23 protein-coding genes and 3 tRNA genes are annotated in these 24,608 nt (G+C 68.9%); 8 read left to right on the forward strand and 18 right to left on the reverse strand.

What is annotated here, in order from left to right; genetic code table 11:
* Positions 1-9 precede the first annotated feature (9 nt).
* Positions 10-2,715 (forward strand): sensor domain-containing protein, encoded by a 2,706-nt coding sequence (locus tag BM362_RS01790; RefSeq protein WP_093571980.1) that lies wholly within the window; start codon positions 10-12, stop codon positions 2,713-2,715.
* On the opposite strand, the gene BM362_RS01795 is transcribed toward BM362_RS01790, so the two are convergent.
* Complete coding sequence (locus BM362_RS01795) at positions 2,709-3,509, reverse strand: arylamine N-acetyltransferase family protein (RefSeq protein WP_093571981.1); 801 nt, start codon at positions 3,507-3,509, stop codon at positions 2,709-2,711. The two genes, BM362_RS01790 and BM362_RS01795, sit on opposite strands and share 7 nt — an antisense overlap.
* Positions 3,510-3,665: 156 nt before the next feature.
* On the opposite strand from BM362_RS01795, the gene BM362_RS01800 reads away from it, so the two are divergent.
* Positions 3,666-4,499, forward strand: a complete 834-nt coding sequence (locus BM362_RS01800) for a serine protease (RefSeq protein WP_093571982.1) — start codon at positions 3,666-3,668, stop codon at positions 4,497-4,499.
* 36 nt (positions 4,500-4,535) lie between these two features.
* On the opposite strand, the gene BM362_RS01805 is transcribed toward BM362_RS01800, so the two are convergent.
* The 7 genes from BM362_RS01805 to BM362_RS01835 all read right to left on the reverse strand — a co-directional run bounded on the left by BM362_RS01805 (position 4,536) and on the right by BM362_RS01835 (position 6,779).
* On the reverse strand, positions 4,536-4,802 hold the full coding sequence (locus BM362_RS01805; RefSeq protein ID WP_093571983.1) for a hypothetical protein: 267 nt from the start codon (positions 4,800-4,802) through the stop codon (positions 4,536-4,538).
* Between the two features lie 12 nt (positions 4,803-4,814).
* Entirely contained in the window at positions 4,815-5,342 is a 528-nt protein-coding gene (locus BM362_RS01810) for a hypothetical protein (RefSeq protein ID WP_093571984.1), read from the reverse strand.
* Positions 5,343-5,450: 108 nt separating this feature from the next.
* Positions 5,451-5,666, reverse strand: coding sequence for a cellulase N-terminal Ig-like domain-containing protein (locus tag BM362_RS47220; protein WP_093571985.1), 216 nt, complete (start codon positions 5,664-5,666; stop codon positions 5,451-5,453).
* Positions 5,667-5,881: 215 nt separating this feature from the next.
* A tRNA-Phe gene (locus BM362_RS01820) sits at positions 5,882-5,955 on the reverse strand.
* Between the two features lie 31 nt (positions 5,956-5,986).
* Positions 5,987-6,060, reverse strand: a tRNA-Asp gene (locus BM362_RS01825).
* 14 nt (positions 6,061-6,074) lie between these two features.
* Positions 6,075-6,147, reverse strand: a tRNA-Glu gene (locus tag BM362_RS01830).
* A gap of 380 nt (positions 6,148-6,527) precedes the next feature.
* A complete protein-coding gene (locus tag BM362_RS01835; protein WP_037807458.1) occupies positions 6,528-6,779 on the reverse strand; it encodes a hypothetical protein in 252 nt (83 codons plus the stop codon).
* Positions 6,780-7,229: 450 nt separating this feature from the next.
* Between BM362_RS01835 and BM362_RS01840 the strand changes: the two genes are divergently transcribed.
* The gene (locus BM362_RS01840; protein WP_067594937.1) at positions 7,230-7,649 is read left to right on the forward strand and encodes a hypothetical protein; all 420 of its coding nucleotides are present in this window, start codon (positions 7,230-7,232) and stop codon (positions 7,647-7,649) included.
* Between the two features lie 729 nt (positions 7,650-8,378).
* Here BM362_RS01840 and BM362_RS01845 read toward each other — a convergent pair.
* Positions 8,379-8,582, reverse strand: coding sequence for a cold-shock protein (locus BM362_RS01845; protein WP_003097368.1), 204 nt, complete (start codon positions 8,580-8,582; stop codon positions 8,379-8,381).
* A 458-nt stretch (positions 8,583-9,040) separates the two neighbouring features.
* On the opposite strand from BM362_RS01845, the gene BM362_RS01850 reads away from it, so the two are divergent.
* The 4 genes from BM362_RS01850 (at position 9,041) to BM362_RS01865 (ending at position 11,770) form a co-directional block, all read left to right on the forward strand.
* Positions 9,041-10,249 carry a L,D-transpeptidase gene (locus BM362_RS01850; protein ID WP_093571986.1) on the forward strand — a complete coding sequence of 403 codons (1,209 nt, stop codon included), beginning with the start codon at positions 9,041-9,043 and terminating at the stop codon, positions 10,247-10,249.
* A 162-nt stretch (positions 10,250-10,411) separates the two neighbouring features.
* Positions 10,412-10,711: a hypothetical protein gene (locus tag BM362_RS01855; protein WP_093571987.1), complete on the forward strand. Its 300-nt coding sequence runs from the start codon at positions 10,412-10,414 to the stop codon at positions 10,709-10,711.
* A 7-nt stretch (positions 10,712-10,718) separates the two neighbouring features.
* A complete protein-coding gene (locus BM362_RS01860; protein ID WP_067594949.1) occupies positions 10,719-11,264 on the forward strand; it encodes a SigE family RNA polymerase sigma factor in 546 nt (181 codons plus the stop codon).
* Positions 11,261-11,770 (forward strand): hypothetical protein, encoded by a 510-nt coding sequence (locus BM362_RS01865; RefSeq protein WP_067594952.1) that lies wholly within the window; start codon positions 11,261-11,263, stop codon positions 11,768-11,770. The genes BM362_RS01860 and BM362_RS01865 overlap by 4 nt, the downstream gene beginning before the upstream one ends.
* A 352-nt stretch (positions 11,771-12,122) precedes the next feature.
* Here the strand turns inward: BM362_RS01865 and BM362_RS01870 are convergent, their stop codons facing one another.
* Entirely contained in the window at positions 12,123-13,481 is a 1,359-nt protein-coding gene (locus BM362_RS01870; RefSeq protein ID WP_067594964.1) for an MFS transporter, read from the reverse strand.
* A gap of 204 nt (positions 13,482-13,685) precedes the next feature.
* Here BM362_RS01870 and BM362_RS01875 point away from each other — a divergent pair, with 204 nt between their 5' ends.
* Positions 13,686-14,264, forward strand: a complete 579-nt coding sequence (locus tag BM362_RS01875) for a PaaI family thioesterase (protein ID WP_067594954.1) — start codon at positions 13,686-13,688, stop codon at positions 14,262-14,264.
* Between the two features lie 392 nt (positions 14,265-14,656).
* On the opposite strand, the gene BM362_RS01880 is transcribed toward BM362_RS01875, so the two are convergent.
* The 8 genes from BM362_RS01880 to BM362_RS01915 form a co-directional block, all read right to left on the reverse strand.
* Positions 14,657-16,990, reverse strand: coding sequence for a serine/threonine-protein kinase (locus BM362_RS01880; protein ID WP_244287072.1), 2,334 nt, complete (start codon positions 16,988-16,990; stop codon positions 14,657-14,659).
* Positions 16,991-17,889: 899 nt separating this feature from the next.
* On the reverse strand, positions 17,890-18,858 hold the full coding sequence (locus tag BM362_RS01885; protein WP_232791721.1) for a glutamate ABC transporter substrate-binding protein: 969 nt from the start codon (positions 18,856-18,858) through the stop codon (positions 17,890-17,892).
* Complete coding sequence (locus BM362_RS01890) at positions 18,855-20,243, reverse strand: hypothetical protein (RefSeq protein ID WP_067584050.1); 1,389 nt, start codon at positions 20,241-20,243, stop codon at positions 18,855-18,857. Before BM362_RS01890 ends, BM362_RS01885 begins: the two co-directional genes overlap by 4 nt.
* A 91-nt stretch (positions 20,244-20,334) precedes the next feature.
* Positions 20,335-21,390: an ATP-NAD kinase family protein gene (locus BM362_RS01895; protein WP_067584048.1), complete on the reverse strand. Its 1,056-nt coding sequence runs from the start codon at positions 21,388-21,390 to the stop codon at positions 20,335-20,337.
* A gap of 146 nt (positions 21,391-21,536) precedes the next feature.
* Positions 21,537-21,758: a heavy-metal-associated domain-containing protein gene (locus BM362_RS01900; protein WP_093571988.1), complete on the reverse strand. Its 222-nt coding sequence runs from the start codon at positions 21,756-21,758 to the stop codon at positions 21,537-21,539.
* A 171-nt stretch (positions 21,759-21,929) separates the two neighbouring features.
* Complete coding sequence (locus tag BM362_RS01905) at positions 21,930-22,133, reverse strand: cold-shock protein (RefSeq protein WP_009071749.1); 204 nt, start codon at positions 22,131-22,133, stop codon at positions 21,930-21,932.
* A 211-nt stretch (positions 22,134-22,344) separates the two neighbouring features.
* A complete protein-coding gene (locus tag BM362_RS01910; protein ID WP_093571989.1) occupies positions 22,345-22,686 on the reverse strand; it encodes a hypothetical protein in 342 nt (113 codons plus the stop codon).
* A 232-nt stretch (positions 22,687-22,918) separates the two neighbouring features.
* Entirely contained in the window at positions 22,919-24,562 is a 1,644-nt protein-coding gene (locus tag BM362_RS01915; RefSeq protein ID WP_067584041.1) for a thiamine pyrophosphate-binding protein, read from the reverse strand.
* Positions 24,563-24,608 lie beyond the last annotated feature (46 nt).

The following is a 24,608-nucleotide window of genomic DNA, read 5'->3' on the forward strand; positions in this document are numbered from 1 at the left end:
GGAAGCACCATGGAGGCTGACGCCCTGGCCGGCGAACCGGGTGGAATCACCCGGCGCGCCCAGCTCGCGGGCCTGCGGCCGGACGCCGGCGCGGGGGTCCTGTTCTCCCTGCACGCCTCCGAACCGGCGACCCTCACCTGGCTGCCCGGCCTCGACGCGGTGCTCGGCCTCCCCGGCGCGACCGGCAAGGAGCTGTGCGACCGGCTCACCGAACTGCTCCGCCCGCTCACCGCGAACCTCCGCCGCACCCCGCCCGGCCGCGATTTCGAACTCGAACAGCCGCAGGACGGCCCCGACGGCACCCCGCGCCGCATCCGGCTGCGCGCGCGGACCGTCGGCGAACAGGACCACACGACCGGCCTGCTCGGCGTCGCCTCGGCGGTCGCGGAAACGGTGCCGGAGAAGTCCGACCTCGCGGAGCTGTCCGACCGGTACCGGTTGCTGATGGAGCAGAGCCCGGACGCGATCTGCGTGTACTCGGGCGGTGTCGTCACCTACGCCAACCAGGCCGCGCTCGACCTGTTCGCGGCACGGGCGGCGCACGAGGTCGTCAGCCGCGAGTTCGCGGACTTCGTGGCGGCCGAATCCACGCAGCTGCTGGAGGATCCCAGCGCGGAACCCCGCGAAGCGGTGCTGAAACGGTTGGACGGGAGCAAATTCGTGGCGGAGACCGTTTCGGTGCGCACCAGCGACTCGAACCCGCCGTCCTACCAGGTGGTGATCCGCGACAGCACCGTCAAACACGCCGCCGCGGCCGCTGTCCACGCACAGGAAGCGCTGGTCACGCACGTCAGCGACGCCATCGTCACGATCACCGCCGAGGGCATCGTCACCGGCTGGAACCCGGCCGCCGAGACCGTCTACGGCTGGCCCGCCCCGGAAGCGCTCGGCAGGCGGGTGCACGAGGTACTCGGCATCGACCCGGACCCGGCCTCGATCCGCGACGGCGTCGCCGAGCAAACCCACCGCGGCCGGGACGGCTCGCCGCGGCAGGTCCGGGTGTCCGCGACCGAGACCGTCGACGGCTTCCTTCTCGTCTGCACGGACGAAACCGCACGTCGCCGCGTAGAACAGCACTACGCGACGGTCGTCGCCGCACTCGACGAGGGCGTACTGGTGATCGGCCCGACCGGGCTGATCCAGTCGGCGAACCCGTCCGCCTGCCGCATCCTCGGGGTCCCCGAAGCGGAGCTGCTCGGCGTGCCGTGCACGACGCTCGTGCTGTTCGACGAGGACGGCAACCGGATCCCGGACGACGAGCTGCCGTCCATGCACACGCGTCGCACCGGGATCACGCACAACGGACTGGTCGTGCGCCTGCGCCGCCCCGACGGCCGCGACGTGTGGGTGTCGTTGACGTCGCGGTTGCTCGATCCGGACGACCCGAAGGGCGTCTCGGTGGTCACCTCCTTCACCGACATCACCGAACGGCGCGCGATCAGCGCCCGGCTGGCCCACGAGGCGACGCACGACCCGCTGACCCGCCTCGCCAACCGCACCCTGGTCCTGGACCGGCTCGACCGCCGCGACGGCGCCGAGGAGGCCGCCGTGCTGTTCCTCGACCTGGACAAGTTCAAGCTGATCAACGATTCGCTCGGCCACCCGGTCGGCGACCAGGTCCTGCGCATCGCGGGCGAACGGCTGCGCCGCGCCACCGGCCCCGAGGACGTCGTCGGCAGGCTGGGCGGCGACGAGTTCGTGGTCGTGACGTCCGCGACGACCGGTCCGGCGCAGGTCGGCGTGTTCGCCGCGCACCTGCGTTCGGTGCTGGCGGAACCGGTTTCGGTGCACGGCAGGCAACTGCACCTGGACGCGAGCATGGGCATCGTGCTCGTGGAGCCGGGCGACCGCCGCAGCGCGGAGGACCTGCTGCGCGACGCGGATGTCGCGATGTACCAAGCGAAATCCCGCGGCCGCGGCCGGTTCGAGTTCTTCGACGTCGCCCTGCGGAGGCGCATGCAGCGTCGGCTGCGGATGGAACAGGACCTCCGCGACGCTGTCCACAGTGAACAGTTATGGCCCGCTTACCAGCCGGTGGTCGACCTGCGCACTGGCGAAATGGTCGGCGTCGAGGCCCTGCTGCGCTGGACCCACCCGAAACACGGCGCGATCTCGCCGGCGGAATTCATCCCGCTGGCCGAGGAAAGCGAACTGATCAACGTACTGGGCAAGTACGTCCTGCGCGACACCACGCGCGAACTGGCCGCCCTGCGCACCGGCCGGGGCCTCGACCTCAGCTTGAAGGTCAACCTCTCGGTCCGGCAGCTGGACGACCCGCACCTGGTGCCCGCGGTCCGCGACGCACTGGCCACCACCGGCCTGCCGCCCGGCTCGCTGACGCTGGAAGTCACCGAAAGCGCCCTCATGCGCGATACGTCGGCGGCCGCGGAAGTGTTGTCCGCCTTGCGTTCCCTCGGTGTCCTGCTGGCGATCGACGACTTCGGCACTGGCTACTCGTCGCTGGCCCAGCTGCGTCGGCTGACGCTGGACACGCTCAAGATCGACCGCTCCTTCATCACCGGAATCGCAGACTCCCGCGACGCGGCCGCGATCGTCACGAGCATCATCGCGATGGCGCACGCGGTGGATCTGACAGTGGTGGCGGAAGGCGTCGAAACCGCGGAAGAGCTTGCGCTGCTGCGGGAACTTGGCTGCGACCAGGCCCAGGGCTATCACCTGGGCCGGCCGCTGGCCGCCGCGGAGTTGTTTCAGTAAGTCTTGAGCAGCGCCGCCAGCTCGTCCTCGGCAAGGAAGACGTCGAGGTCCTCCAGCGTCTTGCCGAGATCGACCAGTTCGATCGTGCGCGTCTCGACCGTGCCGTCCGGGCGGCTTTCCTGGTACTCGCGGCCGAGCAGCCGGCGGAACCGCCCGGGTTCGAGCCGCATCACCACGACTCGCCCGGTGAACGGGGATTTCGGGTGCGTGGACGTGTAGTGGTGGAACACCTGGTAGTCCAGCGGACGGCTGTGCACCAGCGGAAGCACCTCGTGCAGGTCGTCCCAGCCATCGGCGTCCTGTTTCTGCAGCACCCACCAGCCCTCGCGCAAGGTCATCCGGTGCCTCCACCCGGCCTGGTCCACCTCGGCCCCGTCGATCAACGGCATCGGCACCAGTATCCCGGCACCGAACCCGACGTCCACGAGAAACTGTTGCCCCTCAACGGTAATCACGAGCGTCATGTGCGTATACGGACCGCTCTTGCGCGGCTGCACCCGCGCGACCGTGCGCTGCACCTGGTAACCCAGCTGCTCCGCGACGGCCGCGAACAACCCGGCCTGCTCGTAGCAGTACCCGCCCCGGCGCCGCCCGACGAGCTTCTCGCTGACGACCTCCAGCTCGATCCCGCGATGCCGGCCGATCACCACGTCGACGTTCTCGAACGGGATCGTCTCGACGTGCGCCTGCGCCAGCCGCCCCAGCGCCGCCGCGGACGGTTCCTCCCGGCGCTGCCCCACGCGGGCGAGGTAGGCGTCGACGTCTGCTGCCTCGATGTTCCATTCCCCAGCCATGCGATCAGTCTGCAACCTCCAGCCAGCTCTAGGTCAATAGTCACCCAGGGTCACAACGGTTGTGACTGGCACCACTCTCTGGTGTGATGTAGCCCCGATGCCTACCGGTCAGTAGCACACGTTCGAGTGAGTGCTGGCCTTCTCGAAGGGAGCCCGATGAAGACCCCTCGACCACTGGCCCGGGCCAGTGCGGTGACGGCACTGGCGACCGCCGCCGCGTTGCTGCCCGCGACCGCGTGGGCGGCGGCCCCGACCTGGGCCCCGGCCGGCACCGCAGCCGTGCACCCCGGGGTGCCGACGCACACCAACGGGGCGCAGTGCACCTCGAACTTCGTGTACAGCAACGGAACCGACGTGTTCCTCGGGCAGGCCGCGCACTGCTCCGGCACCGGCGGTTCGACCGAAACGAACGGCTGCTCCGCCGGTTCGCTCCCGATCGGCACCCCGGTCGAGATCACCGGGGCGAGCAAGCCAGGCACGCTCGTCTACAACTCGTGGCTGACCATGCAGTCCCGCCACGAAGCGGACGCGAACACTTGTCAGTACAACGACCTCGCACTCGTGAAGATCGACCCCGCGGACGTGTCGAAGGTCAACCCGAGCCTGCCGTTCTGGGGCGGGCCGACCGGCGTGCACACGACCGGCACGAAGCAACTGGGTACCGTGCTCAGCTACGGCAATTCAGAACTGCGCGGCGGGATCACCCAACTGTCCCCCAAACAGGGCACCAGTTTGGGGGACACTGGCAGCGGCTGGAGCCACACGGTGCTCACCGTGACCCCCGGCATCCCCGGCGACTCCGGCAGTGGCTTCCTCGACCGCGACGGCAACGCACTCGGGGTGCTGAGCACGCTGAACCTGCTGCCGCAGCCGGGCACGAACGGCGTTGGCGATCTGTCGCGCGAGCTGCAGTACGCGAGCGCGCACAGCGGGCTCGGGACGGTCCAGCTTGTTCCGGGGACGACCAAGTTCCGCGGGCCGTTGATCTAGCTTCGAGTTCGCGGCCACCGGCGTGCCCGGCACGATTCAGCTCGTGCCGGGCACGATCCGGTTGTGTGGCCGAGCGCTCGTGAACGCCCACGGCGAGCCGGGGACCGGACCGGCTCGTGCTGGGCACGACCAGGCTCCGTAATCCCGGTAAGACTTCCAGGAAACCAAGCGCTGCAACAGGTTCCGCGCCGGGCGATCCGCTGCTTCGCGGTACGCTGGTTTCTTGGTCACCTGGTACAACTCGACCGCCGCCAGCAACGCACCGTAGTCGTCCTGGATGTTTTCCTTGCCGTCATTGGTCATCTCGACGTTGTGCTACTCCAGGAATTCGAACGTGGCTTCCGCTGTCGCCAGATACTCCTCGTGCGAGTAGTCGCCGGGCGCGTCCAACGTCGCCGCCGCAGCCAGCGCCGCGATCGCGACCCCGCCGCCCTCGCGGTAATTCACCTGGACAGGCTCGCCGTCGCTGTTCGCGAGGACGTACCGCAGCTTCGGATCCTTCGGCGGTCCAGGCTGGATGACCGAGGCGACGAAGGTGCCGCCGTCAAGTTTGACCCAGCGCAGGTAGTCGGGGTCGCCGCGCGCGGTGAGCCGCTGGTACGCCTTGGCCAGCACCCAGGCAGTGAGTGGGATCTGGAGAGTGTTGAAGTAGCTGCGGTCCGACAGCTGCGTGAAATGCTCGCCGAAGTCGCCGGTCGCGTCGTACCAGGCGCCGTGCGCGTCCATGACCTGCGTGGTCTTGGGGCCGATCGACGCTTGCCGGTCCCGGCGATCGAACCGGTCCGAGCTGCGGGTGCCCTTGAAGTAGTGCACGACAGGGGAGAGCGTGTAGCGCTCAAGCACCAGCTGATCGATGCGAAACGGCTGCGACCGCCCGTCCGCGGCGAGCAGGACGTACTCGCCCTCGGTCTTCAGCGCGGAGAAGTCCGCGGTCCAGTAATGCCGGTCGTCCTATCCCGGGACCTGAGCCGTCGGGTGCGGGCTGCCGGTGAAGGCGACCTTCCCGATAGCGACGTCCGCGACGGTAAACCTCGGGATCGCCCGCGGCGATTCGATCGCGAGCACCGCCCGCTTGGGCGCGCCGGGTACGTAACCGACGTTGTTCGCGTAAACCGCCACCCCGGATCGCCCCTCGACGGCCCCCGCCTCGGCTCCGAACGGAGTCATCGCCCCCCACTGCCCCGACCCCCACCGCCGCCGATCCGGCAACATCTCCCGGCATACTCGACCTCCGGTGGTCCAGACCTTTTGAGAGGTCATTGCGGCTAAGTAGCGATCCAGCGGGTTGGCAAGACTGCCGCCGAACGGCGACCGCCTGGCAGATCGAGGCGACGAAAAAGCCCCCATCCGCTGGATGGGGGCTGCTTCACCGAAATTCGCTGTGGCCAGGGCCGGGGTCGAACCGGCGACCTTCCGCTTTTCAGGCGGACGCTCGTACCAACTGAGCTACCTGGCCGGGAACGCCGGCTAGGAGCCGAACGATCTTGCGACCCTGACGGGACTCGAACCCGCGACCTTCGCCGTGACAGGGCGACGCGCTAACCAACTGCGCCACAGGGCCTTACTGGTACTGCGTACTCCCAACGGGATTCGAACCCGCGTTGCCGCCTTGAAAGGGCGGAGTCCTAGGCCACTGAACGATGGGAGCCCGATCGGTTTCGGTGGACCGACCGACCGCGCTCTCAGGTGTTCCCCTGGGAGCGATTACAAGCATAGGGCACGTTCCAAGGGCTTTGCACGGGGGGTTCATTAAGCGATCGGCGAGCCTCCTGCCTGCGGTAACGCCAGCACCAACGATCCGGCCGCGCCGCCTCCCGCCGATCGGCCGCTTCGAAGCCGGGCCCGGCGACCGGTGTGCGCCACGCCACTCTACGCCGGAGACGGTCGCGCACGCCGGGAATCCGGGCCTTCCCGGCCACCGAGACACGAGTTCGGGCAGTTCGTCACCAGGACGGCGAGCCGGACGCGCTGGCGACCGAACACCGGCAGCCGGCTCCGCCCGGACCCGCGAACCCAGCGTCCAGACCCTCAGCGCTGCACGGGAGCCTGACCGTCGTCGCCCGGACTCAGCCCGAGCATCTCCAGCAACTGCGCGCAGTCCTCCACGTCGAGCGCGCCGGCCGCGACGGCCAGGCGGGCTCGGCGGACCTGGTCGTCGGAGACCCGTTGCCCTTCCGACGACCCGCGCTGCGCCGGCACGCCGCCGGACAGTGACGTGCTTCCCCCGTCGGCACCTTCGTACCGAAGGAGGAACTGACGAACTTCGACCGATCCGCTCATGGCCCCTCCGTGCGGTTCGCAACAACTGGCCGCGAGGCTAACCAGCGACGAGCGGCACCGGCAGCCCCCCGGAGAGTGAACCTGCGAACACTCTCCGAAGCTTCCCTGGTAACGCATTCCAAGATCGCGCAGAACGATTTCTCCCGGCTTCCCCTCGCCGATCCCCGGAACTCGTGCAACAATCGGTGTTGCTGACACACCCCCGGTCAGCGCCTGTGGAGATCCCCTCCGACCCCCGCGTTCCTCCCCCTGGCGCGGGGGTCTCTCCATTTCCGCACATCGGCACTGACCTGCGGATCCACTCTCCGTACCCTGATCAACAGACAGTCGCGAAATGCGTTTACCGACTGGGCTGAACAGGTGATCGAATTAGGCTTGCCGGGCATAGAAATGCGTGTGTCGTGGCTCACAGTGGTTTCCTTGTCGAGACCCAACCGTTATCGTGACCGCGTGCCTCTTCCCTCCCTCGGCCGCCTCAGCAGCCGCACGAATCTCAAAGCCGTCTCGAGCGGGCGGCATCGCAATGCCGCCAAGGCCGTCGGCGACGAAGTCGTCGAGGACAAGGAGCTCACCAGCTACCTCGCCGCCCTCGCCCCGGACTCCGACCCGGAGAGCACCGGAACCGGCAGCCGCTTCGGCGACGCGCAGGTCTACCAGCTGCGCATGAACCTCATCGCCAGCCAGCAGCTCAAGGACATCGCCGTCGCCAGGAACCTGACCCCGCAGGCCCTGGCGCAGGAATGGATCCTGGAGCGTCTCTCGTGGGAGGGCCAGGCCGCCTCCGCCCAGGAGCGCCGCCACTCCGACGCGATGACCGACGAATTCCACTTCCCGGCGGAGACGTTCGAACAGCCCCTCGTCGGACGCTGATCCCCGCCCCCCCCCGAACGAAAACCCCTGGCTTCTCCCGACGGCCGGGGGTTTTCCCTTTTCCGGAGTCGCCGCAGAGCCGCGGTTCCGGTGGGTGGGACGCTGCGGTCTTGGCCGCGGAACGGGCGGCGCGGCGGGCGGCGGAGGATGGCAGAGGGTGGCGAGACCGCCGCGCCGGAAGCCAGTTGCCGGAAGCCAGTTGAGGAGCGATGGGCCCGGCCGCTGCTGCCGGGTGGCGGCACGGTGGCGGCAAGGTGTGCGATCACCTGGCAAGAGCGGCGCAGCACGAGTCGCGAGCGGCGATCACCTGGCAAGAGCGGCGCAGCACAGCGTCGTGAGCAGCGATCACGGTTAAAACCGTGCTTGCCACTCACGAGAGCCCCGGCCTTCAGCCACAGCGGCCAGCGCCACCCAACCGGGTCAGACCACACAGCCCACCCACAGTCGAGCAACCATCCGTTCCGGCGTCGCCCGTCCGTGCCGGAAGCCTCGACGAGACCCGCCAAACCAGCCCGCAACCGCGAGCCCAGCCCGGTAGCCCGCCCGAAACCCCAGCACCCGGTGGCGCACCCGCACACCCGGCAACCGTCGACCCAACCCCGCCCGGATCGACCGCGGTAACCGTCGCTCCAAACATTCCCCACAACGGAACCCGCAATGAAAAAAGGCCCCGACGGGAAATCCCGTCGGGGCCCTTCTTTCAGGCCTGAGAAAACGCGCGGGCCTGACTCAGATCGCGCGGACCTTCTGGGCCTGCGGGCCCTTCTGCCCCTGGCCGACCTCGAACTCCACTCGCTGGTTCTCCTCAAGGGTGCGGAAGCCGCGTCCCTCGATCTCCGAGTAGTGCACGAAAACGTCGCCTTCGCCGCCGTCCTGCGCGATGAAGCCGAAGCCCTTCTCCGCGTTGAACCACTTCACAGTGCCTTGCGCCACCGCTGTACTCCTCGTAACAGATCCGCTTCGAATGCCACCGAAGCGGCACCCAGGCCGTCCCGGGCGGTTCCAACGAGACGAGCGAAGAGCTTTTCGGCCCCACGGCTCGCGTCAGAAGTTCCGCGAGTGTGAAGCCACGAACACGCAAAACGACGGCCTGGTCAGCAGCCTACCGGGATCTCACCAAATCTGAACCCCGTTGATCGCAAGGATCGGTTCCGACGTGCGCGCATCACCGGAACGTCGTATCGCCGCCTACGCACCGCTGTCGGACCCCGCGACTACTCTGATCCAGTACACCCAGCGCATTTCGGGGATGCACAGTGCGCGGTCGGTCGAGCCGCTTCCGTAATGGTCACTCGGTGCAGTGTGATGCTGGTCACCCCGTTTCCGGTGAACGTGAAGGCATCTCGGGACGTCTGGGTGTTCGGGGTACCAAGGGGAGATTGGGGATCGGTGTGACAATCCGACACTTCGCACGCCGCCGGGCCGGCGTCGCGGTGCTGGGCTTGATCGCCGCGCTGACGCTCGGGGCGTGCAGCAGCGGCGGGTCGAGCGTGAACGCGGGCGGGACCGCGGGCGGCGGGCCTACCGAGGCGCCGGCCACGCCGGTGAAACCGGCGGCCGTGGCGCTCACGCCAGCCTCCGGCACAGGCGACGTGGCACCGGGCGAACCGGCGAAGGTGACCGTCGCGAACGGCACCATCGGGGCCGTCACGCTCACGAACGCCGACGGCAAACAGGTACAGGGACAGCAGTCCCCGGACAAGAAGAGCTGGAGCAGCACCGAAGACCTCGGCTACGGCAAGACCTACACCTGGTCCGGGCAGGCCGTCGGCGAGGACGGCAAGCAGGTCCCGATCAACGGCTCGTTCACCACGGTCAAACCGCGCCGCCAGATGCAGGGCAGCCTGAACGTCGGCGACGGGCAGACCTACGGCATCGCGATGCCGATCGCACTCACGTTCCCGAGCGCGGTCAAGGACAAGGCCGCCGTCGAGCGCGCGCTGTCGGTGGAAACCACGCCGAAGACCGAGGGCGCGTGGGCGTGGCTCAACGGCGACACGTCGGTGCACTGGCGGCCGAAGGAGTACTTCAAGCCGAACACGAAGGTCATCGTCTCGGCCAACGTCTACGGCGTTTCGATGGGCGACGGCGTCTACGGCAAACAGGACGTCTCGGCGAGCTTCACCATCGGCCGGTCGCAGATCGTCAAGGGCAACACCCAGGAACACACCATGCAGGTCATCCGCGACGGCCAGCAGGTCATGGACTTCCCGGTGAGCTACGGCCTCGACTCCGACCCGGGCCGCGTCACGCACAGCGGCACGCACGTGGTGATGTCCAAGCACGCGACCTACTCGATGAGCAACCCGCGCTACCACTACACCGACGTGAACGTGCCGTGGGCGGTCCGGATCTCCAACAACGGCGAGTTCATCCACGGTCTCGCGGGGTCGATCTACGCGCAGGGCAAGCAGAACATCTCGCACGGCTGCCTCAACCTGTCGCCGAAGAACGCGAAGATCTACTACGACAGCGTCCTTCCCGGCGACCCGGTGGAGATCTCCGGCAGCACCCAGCAGCTGGGCCCGAAGGACGGCGACTACAGCGACTGGACCTATGACTGGGCGGCGTGGACCAAGCTGTCGGCGCTGGCCGCCTGAGCACAACCGAACAAGCGCCAACCGGACGGCCGGGAGCTCTCGAACGCTCCCGGCCGTTCGCTGTCCCGGCCGGAAAAATCCGATGCAACCCCGGCGACCGCCGATCGCATGACTAGAGCAGAGAGGCGCCACCCGGCGCTCGCCTGAACCAGGAGGAAACTCGTGCGTGTTCGCTTCGCTCTCGCCATCGGTTCGCTGCTGCTCGCCGGAGGCGCGCTGACCGGCGGCGCGGTCGCTTTCGCCGCGGACGCCCCGCCCTCGGCGCAGCCGGCCCCGACGAAGACCGCCCCGGCCGAGCGGCCCACCGCTGCCCCGGCCCCGGCGCCCACGGAACGCCAGACCGCCGCCCCGGCCGCGCCGAGGGTCGCCGCCCCGGGGCAGCCCGCGAAGTCCAAGCGCGTCCCGACCGCCGTGCCCGCGGGCCCGACCGGCGACCTGCACCTGCCCTCGGTCTGGGGCTGATCGCCCGGTGCCTTCCCGCTCCCGTCCGGCGTCCGGGCAGAACTCGTCGTGGGACGGCGAGTTCGCCCGGTACTTCGGCGAGCGCGCGCACAGCCTGCGGTCCACGGCCTACCTGCTGTGCGGGGACTGGCACCGGGCCGAGGATCTCGCACAGGCGGCGCTGCTCAAGCTGTACCTCGCCTGGCCGCGGCTGGCCCGGCACGACGCGCTCGACGCCTACGCGCGCAAAATCGTGCTGCGCACTTTCCTCGCGGAAAACCGCCGCAGCCGCTGGAAACGGGAGCGGCTCACCGACGCACCACCCGACGTCCCGGCTCCTGCCGCCGAGACTGAGCACGACCAGCTGATCCAGCAGGCCCTCGCCGTGCTGGCCCCGCGCCAGCGCGCGGTGCTCGTGCTGCGGTACTTCGAGGACCTGTCCGTCGAGGAGACCGCCGCGGCGCTCGGCTGCCGGACCGGCACGGTGAAAAGCCAGGCCGCACGCGGTCTGGCCACCCTGCGGACCCGGCTGGGTCCGCATTTCGAGGCACTGCCCGTGCCTGGAAGGAGGTGAACGAGATGGTCTCCGATGATGCCGAGGATGTGCGCGCGCTGTTCGCCCGCACGCCGGACGGCCCGCCCATGCAGGTCGGCGCCGCGGACGTGATCGTGCGCGGCGCCGCCGTCCGTCGCAGGCGCAAGCGCTGGGCGGTCGCGGGCAGCTCCGCCGCGACGGTCGCGGTAGTCGTGCTGGCCGGTCTCGCGGTGGGCAGCCGCGGGACCGAGCAGCCGCCGGTCATGCCTGCCGGACCGGGGCTCGCCACCGTCTCGCCCGCCCCCTCTAGTCCGGCCGCGCCGACGAAGGCGCCGTCGGATCCGGCACAGGTGCCGACACCCGGTCCGGAGGTGAGCCCGGGTTCGCCGGACAGGCAACCGCCGGCGGAGCCGACCGGTCCGCGGGCGGGCACGTCCCGGGTGCCCGCGCCCCCGCGAGCGCATCCGACCGCGGGCGAACGGGCCCCCGCGGCTATGCGTTCACCTGCGGGAAGCACCTCGTTACCCAGCTCGACCTCCAGGTGAAACGCATTCGCGGCAAGAGTGGTGGAGGTCACCAGATCAAGTGGGTTTTCGACGAAATATCCCAGGCTTCCGGGGCGATGTTCTCAGTGACGGCCGGAGCGGCCGTCGAACCAGTCGCTCAGCCGGCACACCATTGGCCGGCCCGAGAACCTGAGGAGGAAGCACCATGGTGCTCGTTGCACTGATGATCGAAACCGTTGTTGCCGTCGTGGTCGCCGGTGGCCTGGCAGCTTGGGCCCGCAAGCGCTTCGCTCCGCAGGCGGTCGAGGCGACGCAGAACAGCTGACTCGCAACCGAAAACCGCCCTCCGTCCTTAATGGACGGAGGGCGGTTTTCGGGTCGGCTCAGCCGCTCATTTGCCGGCGCCGACGAACTTGCCGCCGGTGTCCGCGGTGTCGATCTGCTCGATCGGCACCTGGGCCGTCTCCGGGATCTTGATGATCGGGACCAGCGCGATGAGCGCCGCGGCGATCAAGTAGTACGCCGGCCAGTCCGCGTTGCCGGTGCTGTCGATCAACGCCGTGACGATCACGCCGCAGGTACCACCGAACAGCGACGTCGAGATGTTGTAGCCGATGGCGAACGAGCCGTAGCGCACGCGCGTCGGGAACATCGCCGGGAACGTCGAGCCGATCACCGCGAGCAGCAGCGCCAGCAGGATCGCCACGACCAGGAAGCCGATGATCAGCCACAGAAGGCTGCCCGTCTGCATCAGCTTGATGCTGGGCCAGCTCAGCACGATGAACCCGATCGCCGCGGTGAGCATCAACGGTTTCCGGCCGATCCGGTCGGACAGCGCGCCCAGCGGGATCAGCAACGCGAACTGCACCATCTCCACGCCGATGATGATCAGGCTGGATTCGGTGTCGCCGATCTTCAGCGTGTCGGTGAAGTACGACGGCATCGTGGTCAGCAGCATGTAGTCGGCGATGTTGACCAGCAGCACGATCCCGATCAGGTTGAGGATCATCCGCCAGTTGCGCTGGATGGTCTCCTTGAGCGGAGCCTTCTCCGCCTTTTCGCCCGCCGCCTCGAGCCTGCGGAACTCCGGCGTGTCCTCGAGCTTCGACCGCAGGTACAGCCCGATCGCACCGATCGGAAGCGCGATGAAGAACGGGATCCGCCAGCCCCACGAGTCGAACTGTTCGGTCGTCAGGGACAGCGAGGTGATCAGCACGGTCGCGTTGCCCAGCACGTAGCCGGCCAGCGTGCCCATCTCCAGGAACGAACCGAAGAAACCGCGCCGTTTCGTCGGCGCGTATTCCGCGATGAACGTCGCCGCGCCGCCGTACTCGCCACCGGTCGAGAAGCCCTGGATGAGCCGCAGCAGCAAGATCGCGATCGGAGCCGCGATGCCCATGCTGTACCCGCCTGAGTACGTCGGCAGCACGCCGACCAGGAAGGTGCAGCCGGACATCAGCAGAATGGTGAGCGCGAGAACCTTCTGCCTGCCGAGCTTGTCCCCCAACGGGCCGAAGAACGCTCCGCCGAACGGTCGTACGATGAAGCCGACTGCCAGCAGGGCAAGCGATTTCAGCACCGCGTTGCCCTCGCCGGGGAAGAACAGCGTTCCGATACTCGTCGCGATCGCGCCCGAGGTGAACACGCCGTAGTCGTACCACTCGGTCGCATTACCCATCGCGGACGCGATCACCGCGCGTTTGACTGTTCTCTGATCGACCTCGGGTTTCCCCGTCTTTGGCTCACTCATCCCGGCGGTGACCTCCTCCTGCACACGTCCCGGCCCATCCCGTAGAGCACATTTCCCCAGTCTTGACCTGTTGAACCAAGCTGGCAGGGTGAGTCGCGAAATTTCTACCGTGCGGAATTTTCCGACTACCCTGCGCTCAGGAAATGCGACCGCGCCGGTCAGGGCGGGTGCCGGCGGGTCCTTCCGCCGGGTTAACGTCGTCCCATGAGTCCTGTTTCCGGCCCGTGGCCGCCCGTGCCGGTGGAGCCGCCGGAGATCCATCCGAAAGCCCCCGCCCCCGGCACCGAACTCGGCGCCCACTTCGCCGAATGCTTCGGCTGCGGCGACGAGGTAGACGACGGCCTGCACCTGCGCTCAGCGATCGGCGAGGGTTACACGGTGCACTCGAAGTTCACCGTGACCTCCGCGCACCAGGGCGCGCCCGGACTCGCACACGGCGGCCTGCTGGCGTGCGCCTTCGACGAGGCGCTCGGCTCGACCGTCGGCAACCTGCTGCACCGCCCCGCGGTAACGGGAAAGCTTGAGACGGACTTCCGCCGCCCAGTACCGGTCGGGTCCACGTTGTACATCGAGGCCCGGCTGGACGGAGTCGCCGGCCGGAAAATCTACGTCAGCGCGGACGGCCACCTGGACGCCGCGGACGGCCCGGTAGCGGTGAACGCCCGGGCGGTATTCATCGCCGTGGGCTTCGAGCACTTCAGCACCCACGGCGACCCGCAAGCGCTGGAGAAGCTAGCCGAACAGCACCGCCGCAACAAACGCGAGTGGGACATCAACCCCTGACCCCTCGCCCCAGTCGAACCCTCTCGACGTGTGTGAGGGCCACCCTCATTGACTCTGATTCCCGCAGGGTTCCCCTCACGCCCCCCACCGGCCCGCGAGGGGGCCCCTTCACGAACGCGGGTTCCCTCAAGAAGCCCCTCACCGCCCCACCCGCAGACCGCAGCCGACCATCGAGGCACCCAGCCCCTCCCCGCAGCCGACGCACCCGACCGTCGAGACACCCAGCCCCTCCCCCGCACCCCGATACGAAGCCCCCCTGCGGTCTGGGGTTGCTTGTCAAGGCATCTTTCCCGCCTTGACAAGCAACCCCAGACCGTCAGCACAATCAACCTTCGGGGTGCCCCACGCAACCCCCACAAGCAATGTCGCCCCCCAGGCGACGAGCCACCCCGTCAGGTAAGCGTCCGAGGCCGAATAGCATTCGCCCGATCCACCAACGCGATCCGGTCACCAGCGTTGTCCGTCAACCGAGCCAACGACCGATAACACCGCTCCAGCCCAAACCGGACGTCCCGTTCCTCCAGCGCACACCCCAGCACCTTGGCCGCCGTAGCCGGCTCAGCCTGCCCAGGCACCTTCAGCCAGTCATAAGCCGCTTCAAGAACCTCCGCACTAAGCCGCGTGTGCCGCTCAGCATCGAGGTTGAGCCGCTGCAACCGTCCCGAAGCGTCGACCAGATCGCCCTCCGTGACAGTCGGATGCTCCCCGGTGCCAGCGCCCTGCGCCCGCGTCTTGATCTTGATCGCGGCAACCTGCGCATCCACGTAATGCGTCGAGGTAGCCGGAACTCCTTCCAGCACCTCCACCGCGCTCTCCCGCGCCCCCTGCGCGAGATACACGCGAGCGAGCCCGAACGCGGCACTCACATACGTCCGGTCCGTCCGCCAAACCAGCTCATAGAACCGAGCAGCACCGAAGTAATCCCCGACGCCCTCGGCGCTCACCGCCAAGGCCAGCTTCGGCGCGATCTCCCCCGGCAGATCGTCGTAGACCGCGTCAAAGGCCACATGCGCGACCCGCGGCCGACCGCCAGCCAGCTCGATCAACCCGCGATACCAGTCAATCCGCCAGTCGTGCGGGAACCCATGCCGGATCGCCAGATACTGCGCGGCCTGAAGCTGCCGCTGCGCCTCCACGAACTCGCCCAGCTCGATCCGGGCACGCACAATCCGCAACCGCACCTCGATCGACTCACGCGGCGCGGTAGCCAGCGCCTCGATCGCCTCGTGCGGATCAAGCGCAGTCGTCGTAGCGAGCACACCAGCAGCCGGGTCGTCCGTGTCGACCTGCGGAATCGGCAGCCCGGCGACAACCTCGCCAGCATCCGGCAGCGGCACCCGCTCGCCCTGCTCCGGCACCACGAGATGGACGCCGAACGTCCGGCTCTCCGGCCCGAACACGGTCGACGCGGCCGGCCGCGGCTGGCCGGTGCCGAGCGCCATGATCTCGCGCAGCACCCCGGTCAGCTGGTCGGCCATGTCGTCGGCGGCGATGAACCGCCGATCCGGATCGGCATGCGTGGCGCGCTTCAGGAACCGGTAGTACGACCCGAAAAGCGCGAACAACGGCACCGCGTCCGGCCCGGGCAGCGTGTTCTTGAACTCGCGGGTGTAGCCGGCGAACTCGAAGCTCAGCACGGCCAGCGTCCGGCCGACCGTGTACAGGTCCGAGGACACCGACGCGCCCTGCGACGCCAGCTCGGGCGCGCTGTAACCGGTGGTGAAGAACAGCGGGCTCTCGTAGTCGTCGAGCCGCCGCACCGCGCCGAGGTCGATCAGCTTGAGCTGCTCTCGGGTCTGGATGACGTTGTCCGGCTTGAGGTCGCAGTACAGCAGGCCCTGACCGTGCAGGTAGCCGAGCGCGGGCAGGATCTCCAGCCCGTACGCGATGACCTGGCCGATCGGCAACGGCTCCGGCCGTTTGCTCTCCCGGTGGTGCTGCAGGGCGAGCTGACGCAGCGACTGGCCGCCGACGTACTCCATGACGATGTAGCCGACGCTGTTGCCGGTCTCGCCATCCGGGTGCTGCACGAAGTTGTGGATCTTGACGATGTTCGGGTGCTCGACCTCGGCGAGGAACCGCTGCTCGTTCGCCGCGGCGGCCATCGCGGTGGAGTCGCCGGTGTCGATCAGGCCCTTCAGCACGACCCAGCGGTCGGACACGTTGTGGTCCTTGGCCAGGTAGATCCAGCCGAGACCGCCGTAGGCGAGCGCGCCGAGCACCTCGTACTGGCCGCCGACGACTTCGTGCGCCTTCAGCTTCGCGACGAACGAGAACGGCGTACCGCACTTCTCGCAGGTGCCCTCGGGCTCGCCCGGCTGACCGTCCTCGCCGCGACCGACCTTCGCGCTGCAGTTGCCGCAGAACCGCTTGTCTTCGGCCACGACCGGGTTGGCCAGCACCGCGGTCGACGGATCGCGGTAGGGCACCGGCGGCACGTCGATAAGCCCCGCGCCGAGCCGTCCGCGCCGGGAGCGGCGGGTGCCGCGCGAGCCGGTGCGCCGGGACGTGCCGGGGAACGAACCCGTTCCGGTGCCGGTACCGGTGCCTTGGGAGCCCTGCGAACCGTGGGTGCCGGTGCCGTGCCCCTCGCTGCCGCCCGACGGCAGGACGCTGTCTGTGCCGTGGTCGGGCAGCGGGCCGCCGTCGGCGGGGGCCACCCGCGGGGCCGGCGGCATGATGCTCTGGGTGTGCGGCGTCGCGCTGGCCAGCACGCTGGTCGGCATCGGCGCGGCCGGGTCGACCGGGGCGACCGGCTGGTTCGACTGCGGCAGGATCACCGGCGCGAGGTCGCCCGGCGGACGCGTGGGAGCGTCCCCGCTGTCAGCTGGCGGCTTGGCCTGGGCCGCCGGGATCGGACCGGAGTTCGGGCCGGTGGCGCGGTTCTCCGGCGGACGCGACGGCCGATTTCCCTGCGGTTGCTGCGGACGGTTCGGCTGGACCGGTCGCTGTCCGGTGCGCGACTGCGGCGGATACGGCTGGCCCTGCGATGGCGGAACGGGCTGCCCCGGGTACGGCTGGCCTTGCGACGGCGGCTGGCCCGGCGGACGGCCTTGCGGCGGCATCGGCTGGCCGCCGCGCGGAGCCGGACGGCCCTGCGTCCGCGGCTGGCCCGGCTGCACCTGACCCGGCTGCGCGGGCTGAGCCTGACCCGGCTGCGCGGGCTGAGCGGGCCCCGCCTGCTGAGCCTGACCCGGTTGAACGGGCTGGCCCAACGGCACCGACGCCCCGGGCTGCTGCGCTTGGCCCGGCTGAGCGCCCGGAACGGACGGCCCCCGCTGCGCCTGCTGCCCGGCCTGCGGACCCTGAGGACTCTGCGGACGCTGCACCGGCGCGTTGATCAACGTCTCAGCGTCCGGATCTGCCTGCGGGTTCAGCCGCCCGGACACCGACGGTTCCGGAGTGTCCCAGCGCACTGGCGGCGGCGGGGTCCACGAAGCGTCGGCCGCCTCGCCCCGCCCGGACGGCTGGTTCGCGGCCTTCGCCTCGTCGCCGTCCCCCTCCGGTGCTGCGTGCCGAGGACGGCGCGCCTCCTCCGACACAACTACCTCCCGAACTCCCCGCGGCAAACCTGCCGCTCAAAAAGTACCGCTCGCGCCACGCTGGCGCCGCGAGACCGGCCTGGTCACCCGTATTGCGCCGACGGCGGGTTCGCCGGTCCCAACCGGGTGCCGACCCAGTTCTGATAACTGCTCGCCCAGGTGCCGTCGCCGCGGATCTTGTCCAGCACCGCGTTCACGAAGCGGACCAGGTCCTCCTCGTCCTTCGGGATCCCGACGCCGTAATTCTCCTGCGTCATCGGCTCCCCCGCGACCTTCACCGTCGGGTCCTGCGCGGCCATGCCGGCCAGGATCGTGTCGTCGGTGGACACCGCGTCGACCTGGCCCTGCTGGAGCATCACCAGGCAGTCCGACCAGTTCGGCACCGACACCGCGACCGGTTTGGCCGGGTCGGTGGCGATCTTCGCGAGCGAGGTCGACTTCGCCGCCGCGCACACGCGTTTCCCGGCCAGGTCGGTCAGCGACCGCGCGTTCGACGACTTCGGCACCAGGATCTTCTGCCCGGCCACGTAGTACACCGACGAGAACTGCACCTGCTTGCGGCGGGCGCAGGTGATGCTGTAGGTCCGGACCACCACGTCGACCTGGTGGTCCGTCAGCACCGTCTCGCGCTGCGAGGACGTGATCGCCCGGTACTGCACGTGCCCCTCGGAACTCCCGAAAATCGCCTTGGCGATCTCGTTGACCAGGTCGATGTCGAAGCCCTCAAGCTTGCCGGTCTTCGGATTCCGGAAGCCGAAGAGATAGGTCGTCTGGTCGACGCCCGCGATGAGCTTCCCGCGTTGTTTGATCTTCTGCAGGCTCGGCCCGGAGGGGTCGAGACCATTGGGCGCGAGGCTGGCCAGCGGGTTGCAGCTGGTGTCGGAATCGCCGCCGGCCGCGGCGTCCGGGCCGCCGACGCCCGCCGGGGCGGGCCAGGCCGCGTCAGTGACCGGCGCGGCCTCCATCGGCTGGTCCGCCGTCCCGCAGGCGGCGGCGAGAACCGCGACCACCGCGAGCACGGCAGTCCGGACGAAGTGCCGCGACCGGATCACCGGTACTCCCTCAGTCTCTCTCGCACGCCGACTGTGCTGCCGCCCGCCGCGAGCACCGCCAGCACCCCGACGCCCGCCGCGAGCGCGGTAAGCGCGTTGTCGCCGGATCTGGTGCTGTCGAGGAATTCCTGCCGGCAGACGTCGATCGCGGCCTGGAGGTTCGTGTCGAGCCGGGCGAACGCGGCGGCGGCGCTGTTCGGGCTCACGCTCGTCGCGAAGTCGACCGCTTCCTGGTACTGCCCGCCGTCGTCGAGGCGCCGGACCTGAAGGTGGGCCAGCGACCATTCGCGCGCGGCCTGTTCCGCCACTTCGATCTTCTGCTCCCCGGTGGTGCCGGAGGCGAGGCCGCGAGCTTCGCCGAGCAGACCGCCCTTGCCGTCTGCACCGACGAGCTTTTCGGCCAGCTTGATGAACTGCTGCTCGTACGCGCCGCCGTCGCCGCGCGCGACCAGCGTCAGGGTTTCGTCCGCGCGTGCTTGCAGCGCGTAGATCCGGGCCCGCACCAGGATGTCGACCTGCGACGTGCCGTCGGTGCGCCCGGTCGCGACGAGACTGCCCTGCACGACAAGCGCGACCGCGCCCCACAGCAGCGACAGCACGACGCAGCCGGTTGCTACGAGCAGCCCGATGTTCAGCACCCGGTTCGTCCGCCGGGTCAGATAGATCTGCGTGACCACAAGCGCCGCGAGCAGCACGAGGACCAACGCGACCGCCACCCACGGCACGTCGCTGCTGCTGTCCTGCTCGTCGGTGAGCTTCTTGGTGTGCTCGTTGTAGAGCGCGTCCGCGGCGGGCAGGATCGTCGAGCGCATCAGCTGTGAAGCTTCGCGCAGATACGAAGCGCCGGACGGGAAACCCTGCCGGTTGTTCGCGCGCGCGGTCTCGACGATCCCGGTGTAGACCGGGACCTTCTGGTTCAGGATGTCCACCTGGTGGGCGGCGTTGCCGACGTCGGTGGTGTCGGACGCCGCGCGGGCGAGCGCGGATCCCGCTTCAGCGATGTCCTGCTCATACCGCTTCCGCAGCGCGGGCGGTTCGGTGCCGACGGAAAGGAAGGCGCTGGCCGCGGTCGCGTCCGCGTCCGACAGCGAGCGGAACACCTGCTGCGCGGCCGCCGCGAGAGGTTCGCGATGGTCGATCAGGCCGTTGATCGTGTTGTCCTTGTCCTTCACCGACAACACGCCCACGAGACCGGCCACCAGCGAAAGCAGCACCAGGGCGACCGCGATCAGCGAAAGCTTGCCGGGCGTGGTGGTCGTGGATCTGACGACCGCGCGCACCGCCTGGCCGGGCAGGTCCAGCAAGCCGGCGATTCCGCTGCGGCCCCGAAATTCCTCCGGTGGGGGCTCGGCAGTCGTTTCCGGCCGCGTCGCAGTGCTGCTCATCCCCGATCCTCCCCGTGTGCCACTCGCAGAAGGTAGCCGGTCGGGCAAGTCGCAGCGAACGACACCCGGAAGGTGTCACCTGCACGTGATCTCAGCCAGCGCACTGACCGTGGCTTCGGCCTTTCTCGCCGGTTCCGCTCGTCGCGGCACTGCGTAGCAACCCCTGGGTTGCCGCTTCAGCCATCGCCGCGCGTACGTCGACGCACCACGGGCCGTCGGCGCGCAGTTCGACGTACGCGCCTTCGCCGTTCTTCAGCTCCAACTCGCGTTCTCCGTCTACCGCGATAACGCCGCCACCTGCGGCAAGGTCCACACGCACGCCCGGACGCAGCACTCCCCAACCGCGTACGCCGACTGGACGCACGACGCCGGGCGCAATCGCGGCGTGCACCACGTACGCGGAACTGTCGACCGGACCAAGCTGAAGTGCCACGCCGTCCGCGCTGGAACGAGAGCACGGACACAGTTGTCCAGCAATGCTCGACAGGCCAATACCGTCCGGCTCAGCGAAGGTGCAGTACAGCTCAGTGAGCGAGGTGGGATCCCAGAGCGCCTTCGCGCCGACGTGCTTGTTCATCGAGACCGCGACGTCCACCAGCGCGATCTCGCGACGATTCTTGGTGACGACTTCGAGCGTGCTGACCCGCTGGGTGACGAGGTCGGCGTCGACCTGGCCGCTCGCGACCATCCCGGCGGCGAGCCCGGCCACTGTGGCCTCTCCTGCCTGTGGAAACGCGTTGTTGGTGCCTGTCGGCAGCGCGAGCAGCGGGACATCGCCGCACGCCTTCGCGGCGACCCGGGCCGTGCCGTCACCGCCGAGGCACACGATCACGCCGGCCCCGGCGTCGACCATCCGGCGCACCGCGTTGACGGTGTCCTGCGCGGTGCCGGTGAGCGTGTCCTCGTCGCAGAACTCCACCTGGGGCAGCGGGTCGCGGCCGAGGTCGCGCAGCACGGCGGCGGAGATGCCGCCGAGGTCAGTGGACAGCAGCACACGCTCGACGCCGGTCACCGCGAACGCCGACAGCAACCGGCGCACCAGATTGGCCTTCTCCTCGACCGGAAAGGCCGACGCCTGCGTGACGAGTCGTCGGATGTCCTGACCGGACGCCGGATTCGCCACTATCCCCGCAACGACTTCCCCCATCGAGCATCCCCCCAAAGTCTGCTGTCACCAGGGGACCAGCACACGCGTCCGGTCACGCGGAGGAAAGGGTTGCACGGACGTTGCACCGCCCGTGCCTCCACGCCGGGCCAGAGCCTACCCTGGGTTCCCGCGTGGCTACCCGTCGTTCAAACGAGAGAAGCAAGCCCTTCATAGGTGTACCCGGCTTCTTCGACCGCGGCGCGGATGGCGGTCTCGTCGAGGGCTTCGGCGCTGCGGACCGTCACCTGGCCGGTTTCGACGTCGACGGTCACGTTCTCGACCCCAGGCACCTCGGCCAGTTCCTCGGTGACCGACTGTGCGCAGTGGCCGCAGGACATGCCGGTGACAAGGTAGGTGTTTTCGCTCATGTCCGCGAGCCTACGAGCCTCCGGACGGACCACGATCGGGTGATCCACAGTGGCCGGTCCGGCATAAAAAGCCTTGTCCGGCAAGACAATCCGCATGATGAGACGGCAGAGACGAAAGAAGCCACCACCCCCGCAACCGGGAGTGGTGGCGACTTAGCGATTAAACGCAGGTCAGATCAGGCTGACCGACGTGGCCTGCGGGCCCTTCTGGCCCTGGCCGATCTCGAACTGCACGCGAGCGTTCTCCTCGAGGGTACGGAAACCGTTGCCCTGGATCTCGCTGTAGTGCACGAAGACGTCGCCGCCGCCGTTGTCGGGAGTGATGAAGCCGAACCCCTTCTCGGAGTTGAACCACTTCACGGTGCCCTCAGTCATCTAAACAATCTCCATACATAACACCAAAACAGGAAGCCGACCGACGTCCTGGGCCCAGACACGGGCGAGAGGTGTTCCCCGGAGAGGAGACCCACGCCCGCTGAGTTCTGCGAGCGTGCTTTACCACGAACACAAAAATCGAGACCATCGAAAGTAAAGCACAGCGGAGCGGGCTCGGACAAGCCGACTCGCCCCAGTTCGCGCAGCCGGGTCACTCCCCGCTGGCGTGGCGAAGCGGCGCACCGAACGGCGACCGCCAGTCAGCGCCCTGATCAGGCGCGGCCACGGCCACGTCGTGAGCCTCCGCACTGGCGCTGAACAGCACCGGAACCACTCCGGACCGGGTCTGGGCAGGCACCTCGACCGCTTGGCCCTGTTCCGGCTCCTCGCGCACTACCGACACCAGCGCGCCGACCCGCGCGGACCGGGCCCGGCCGCGAGCCGTCGCCGCGGCGGTACGGGATTTCCCGTCCTTTTCGTCGGCCATGACGAACTCCCCTCGTTCCTTCCCCGCGGCAAGCGGGGCGATGACCGCGATGGTGCCATCCGGCACCGACAAAATCCGGCCACAACCGGTTGTCCCCACCCCTGAAGCGCGCAGAATGGCCGCGAACCGAGCCGGGGAACGTGTCCACCCGGGAATTTCCCCAACCGGACGCCGGCCGAACCTCGCCGGGCGAACCGGGTCCGGATGCCGAACCCCCGGGAACACCGTCAGGTTACCTGAGCCAACCCCCGTCAGCTACCGAACATTCCCGGCGGTTCCCTGTGTTCTCAGGAAGATTTCAGGTCCCGGAAGGACGCTGGGCTCCAAGAAGCGTGCTCAACCGCACGTCGGGGGTCACGACGTCCGGGTCTGTCCGGACGTCGATCACGCACGGCCGCTGCCGGACGAGCGCGCTCGCGATGATCGGTTCAAGCCGCTCGCGATCGTCCACCGTGTACCCAGCCGCGCCGAGCCCGCGTGCCCACGACGCGAAGTCAGTCAGCGGGATGGTCACTCCGGACAACCGTCCGTGCGTACGCGCCTGATGCATCGCGAGCGGACCGTGCAAGCCGTTCTGGAACACGACCACCATCACTGGCGCGCGGTAGCGTACAGCGGTCTCGATCTCTTGCCCTGTCATGAGCGTGCCCGCGTCGCCGACCATCGCGACCACAGCGCGCCGCGGTTCAGCAAGCTTGGCCGCTACGGCAGCAGGCACCGCGTACCCCATCGCAGCGTTGCTCGGACCGAGCTGGCTGCGCGGAGCCGTGAAACACCAGTAGCGGTGCATGAACTGCGCGAAGTTACCAGCATCACTCGTGACGATGGTGTCCTCCGGCGCGAGTTTTCGCAGCGCGCGCACGACGTCAACCGGATGTACGCGCGTGTTGTTGCTTGTGTTCGGCGGCGTCATGAAGGTGTGCACGGCGGCGTTCGCAGCCGACGCTCTGCGCGTACGCGGCGAAGCGATCGCGCGCAACTCCTTCAGGAACGGCTCGACCTCAGTGTCCACACGGAACGTCAGGCCGCGACGGCGCTGCTCGTCGATGCCAGTGCCGACAAGGACAAGCGTCTGCTGCGGAGTCGGATAGCGGAACCCCTGAGTCGTGACTTCGTCGAGTTGAGTGCCGAGCGCGAGCACGAGGTCGGCTCGTTCGAGCGCGTCCAGCTGGCGGGCCGGGATGCCGAGGCCGAGATGTCCGGCGTAGCGCGCGTGGTTCTCCGGAAACGCGTCCTGGCGGCGGAAAGCGTTGTACACCGGCAGCGCCAGCTCGTCGGCTACCGCGATCAGCTCGTCCCGCGCCGACCGTGCGCGCCCGCCGACGATGACCACCGGATAGCGCGCTTCGTCCACCAGCCCGGCCACCGCTTCCGCCGAACGGCCCAGCGTTCCGGTGACCGGCGGGCGAACCTTCGCCACCGGCTTGGCCGAGTCGTACGGGACGCCCCACGCGTCGCTCGGCACGCCGATCACGACCGGACCCGGCCGTCCTTCGCGGCACCGCGCGAGACCTTCGGCGAGCAGATGCGGCACGTCGTCGGGATCGTCCGCGCGGACGCACCATTTGGCGATCGATTCGAACATCCCGGTCGAATCGGACGCCGGGACCTCGCCGGTGAGCACCGGGTCGAGCGCGGGGGTTTCGAGCAGCACCACCATCGGCGTCTCGTCCTGGTAGGCCGTCTGCACGCCCATGACCAGCGCGGCAGCGCTCGGACCGCGGCTCGCGAGCAGCACGGCGGGGCGTTCGGTGAGCTTGCCCTCGGCCTCGGCCATGAAGGCGGCTCCCGAATCGTGGCGGGCCGAAACGAGCGTGACGTCGCGCTCGCGGCGCAGCGCGTCGAGCAATTCCAGGAACGACTCGCCGACGACCGCGTACACCCGGCGAACCCGGGCCTCGTTCAAGACGCGTACGGCCGTTTGCGCGACGGTGGTTCCCACTTGGTATCTAATGAGGAGAGCTTAGGGCGGCACCGTGAACCGGCGT

This window comes from Amycolatopsis rubida, from assembly GCF_900115345.1.
Taxonomy (GTDB): domain Bacteria; phylum Actinomycetota; class Actinomycetes; order Mycobacteriales; family Pseudonocardiaceae; genus Amycolatopsis; species Amycolatopsis rubida.

Bases quoted from the DNA above. Each gene is read 5' to 3' on its own strand.
- BM362_RS01790 (WP_093571980.1), top strand. From the start codon at position 10: ATGGAGGCTGACGCCCTGGCCGGCGAACCGGGTGGAATCACCCGGCGC.
- BM362_RS01795 (WP_093571981.1), bottom strand. From the start codon at position 3,509: ATGGCTGGGGAATGGAACATCGAGGCAGCAGACGTCGACGCCTACCTC.
- BM362_RS01800 (WP_093571982.1), top strand. From the start codon at position 3,666: ATGAAGACCCCTCGACCACTGGCCCGGGCCAGTGCGGTGACGGCACTG.
- BM362_RS01805 (WP_093571983.1), bottom strand. From the start codon at position 4,802: ATGACCAATGACGGCAAGGAAAACATCCAGGACGACTACGGTGCGTTG.
- BM362_RS47220 (WP_093571985.1), bottom strand. From the start codon at position 5,666: ATGACTCCGTTCGGAGCCGAGGCGGGGGCCGTCGAGGGGCGATCCGGG.
- BM362_RS01835 (WP_037807458.1), bottom strand. From the start codon at position 6,779: ATGAGCGGATCGGTCGAAGTTCGTCAGTTCCTCCTTCGGTACGAAGGT.
- BM362_RS01870 (WP_067594964.1), bottom strand. From the start codon at position 13,481: ATGAGTGAGCCAAAGACGGGGAAACCCGAGGTCGATCAGAGAACAGTC.
- BM362_RS01875 (WP_067594954.1), top strand. From the start codon at position 13,686: ATGAGTCCTGTTTCCGGCCCGTGGCCGCCCGTGCCGGTGGAGCCGCCG.
- BM362_RS01880 (WP_244287072.1), bottom strand. From the start codon at position 16,990: ATGCCGACCAGCGTGCTGGCCAGCGCGACGCCGCACACCCAGAGCATC.
- BM362_RS01890 (WP_067584050.1), bottom strand. From the start codon at position 20,243: ATGAGCAGCACTGCGACGCGGCCGGAAACGACTGCCGAGCCCCCACCG.
- BM362_RS01895 (WP_067584048.1), bottom strand. From the start codon at position 21,390: ATGGGGGAAGTCGTTGCGGGGATAGTGGCGAATCCGGCGTCCGGTCAG.
- BM362_RS01900 (WP_093571988.1), bottom strand. From the start codon at position 21,758: ATGAGCGAAAACACCTACCTTGTCACCGGCATGTCCTGCGGCCACTGC.
- BM362_RS01905 (WP_009071749.1), bottom strand. From the start codon at position 22,133: ATGACTGAGGGCACCGTGAAGTGGTTCAACTCCGAGAAGGGGTTCGGC.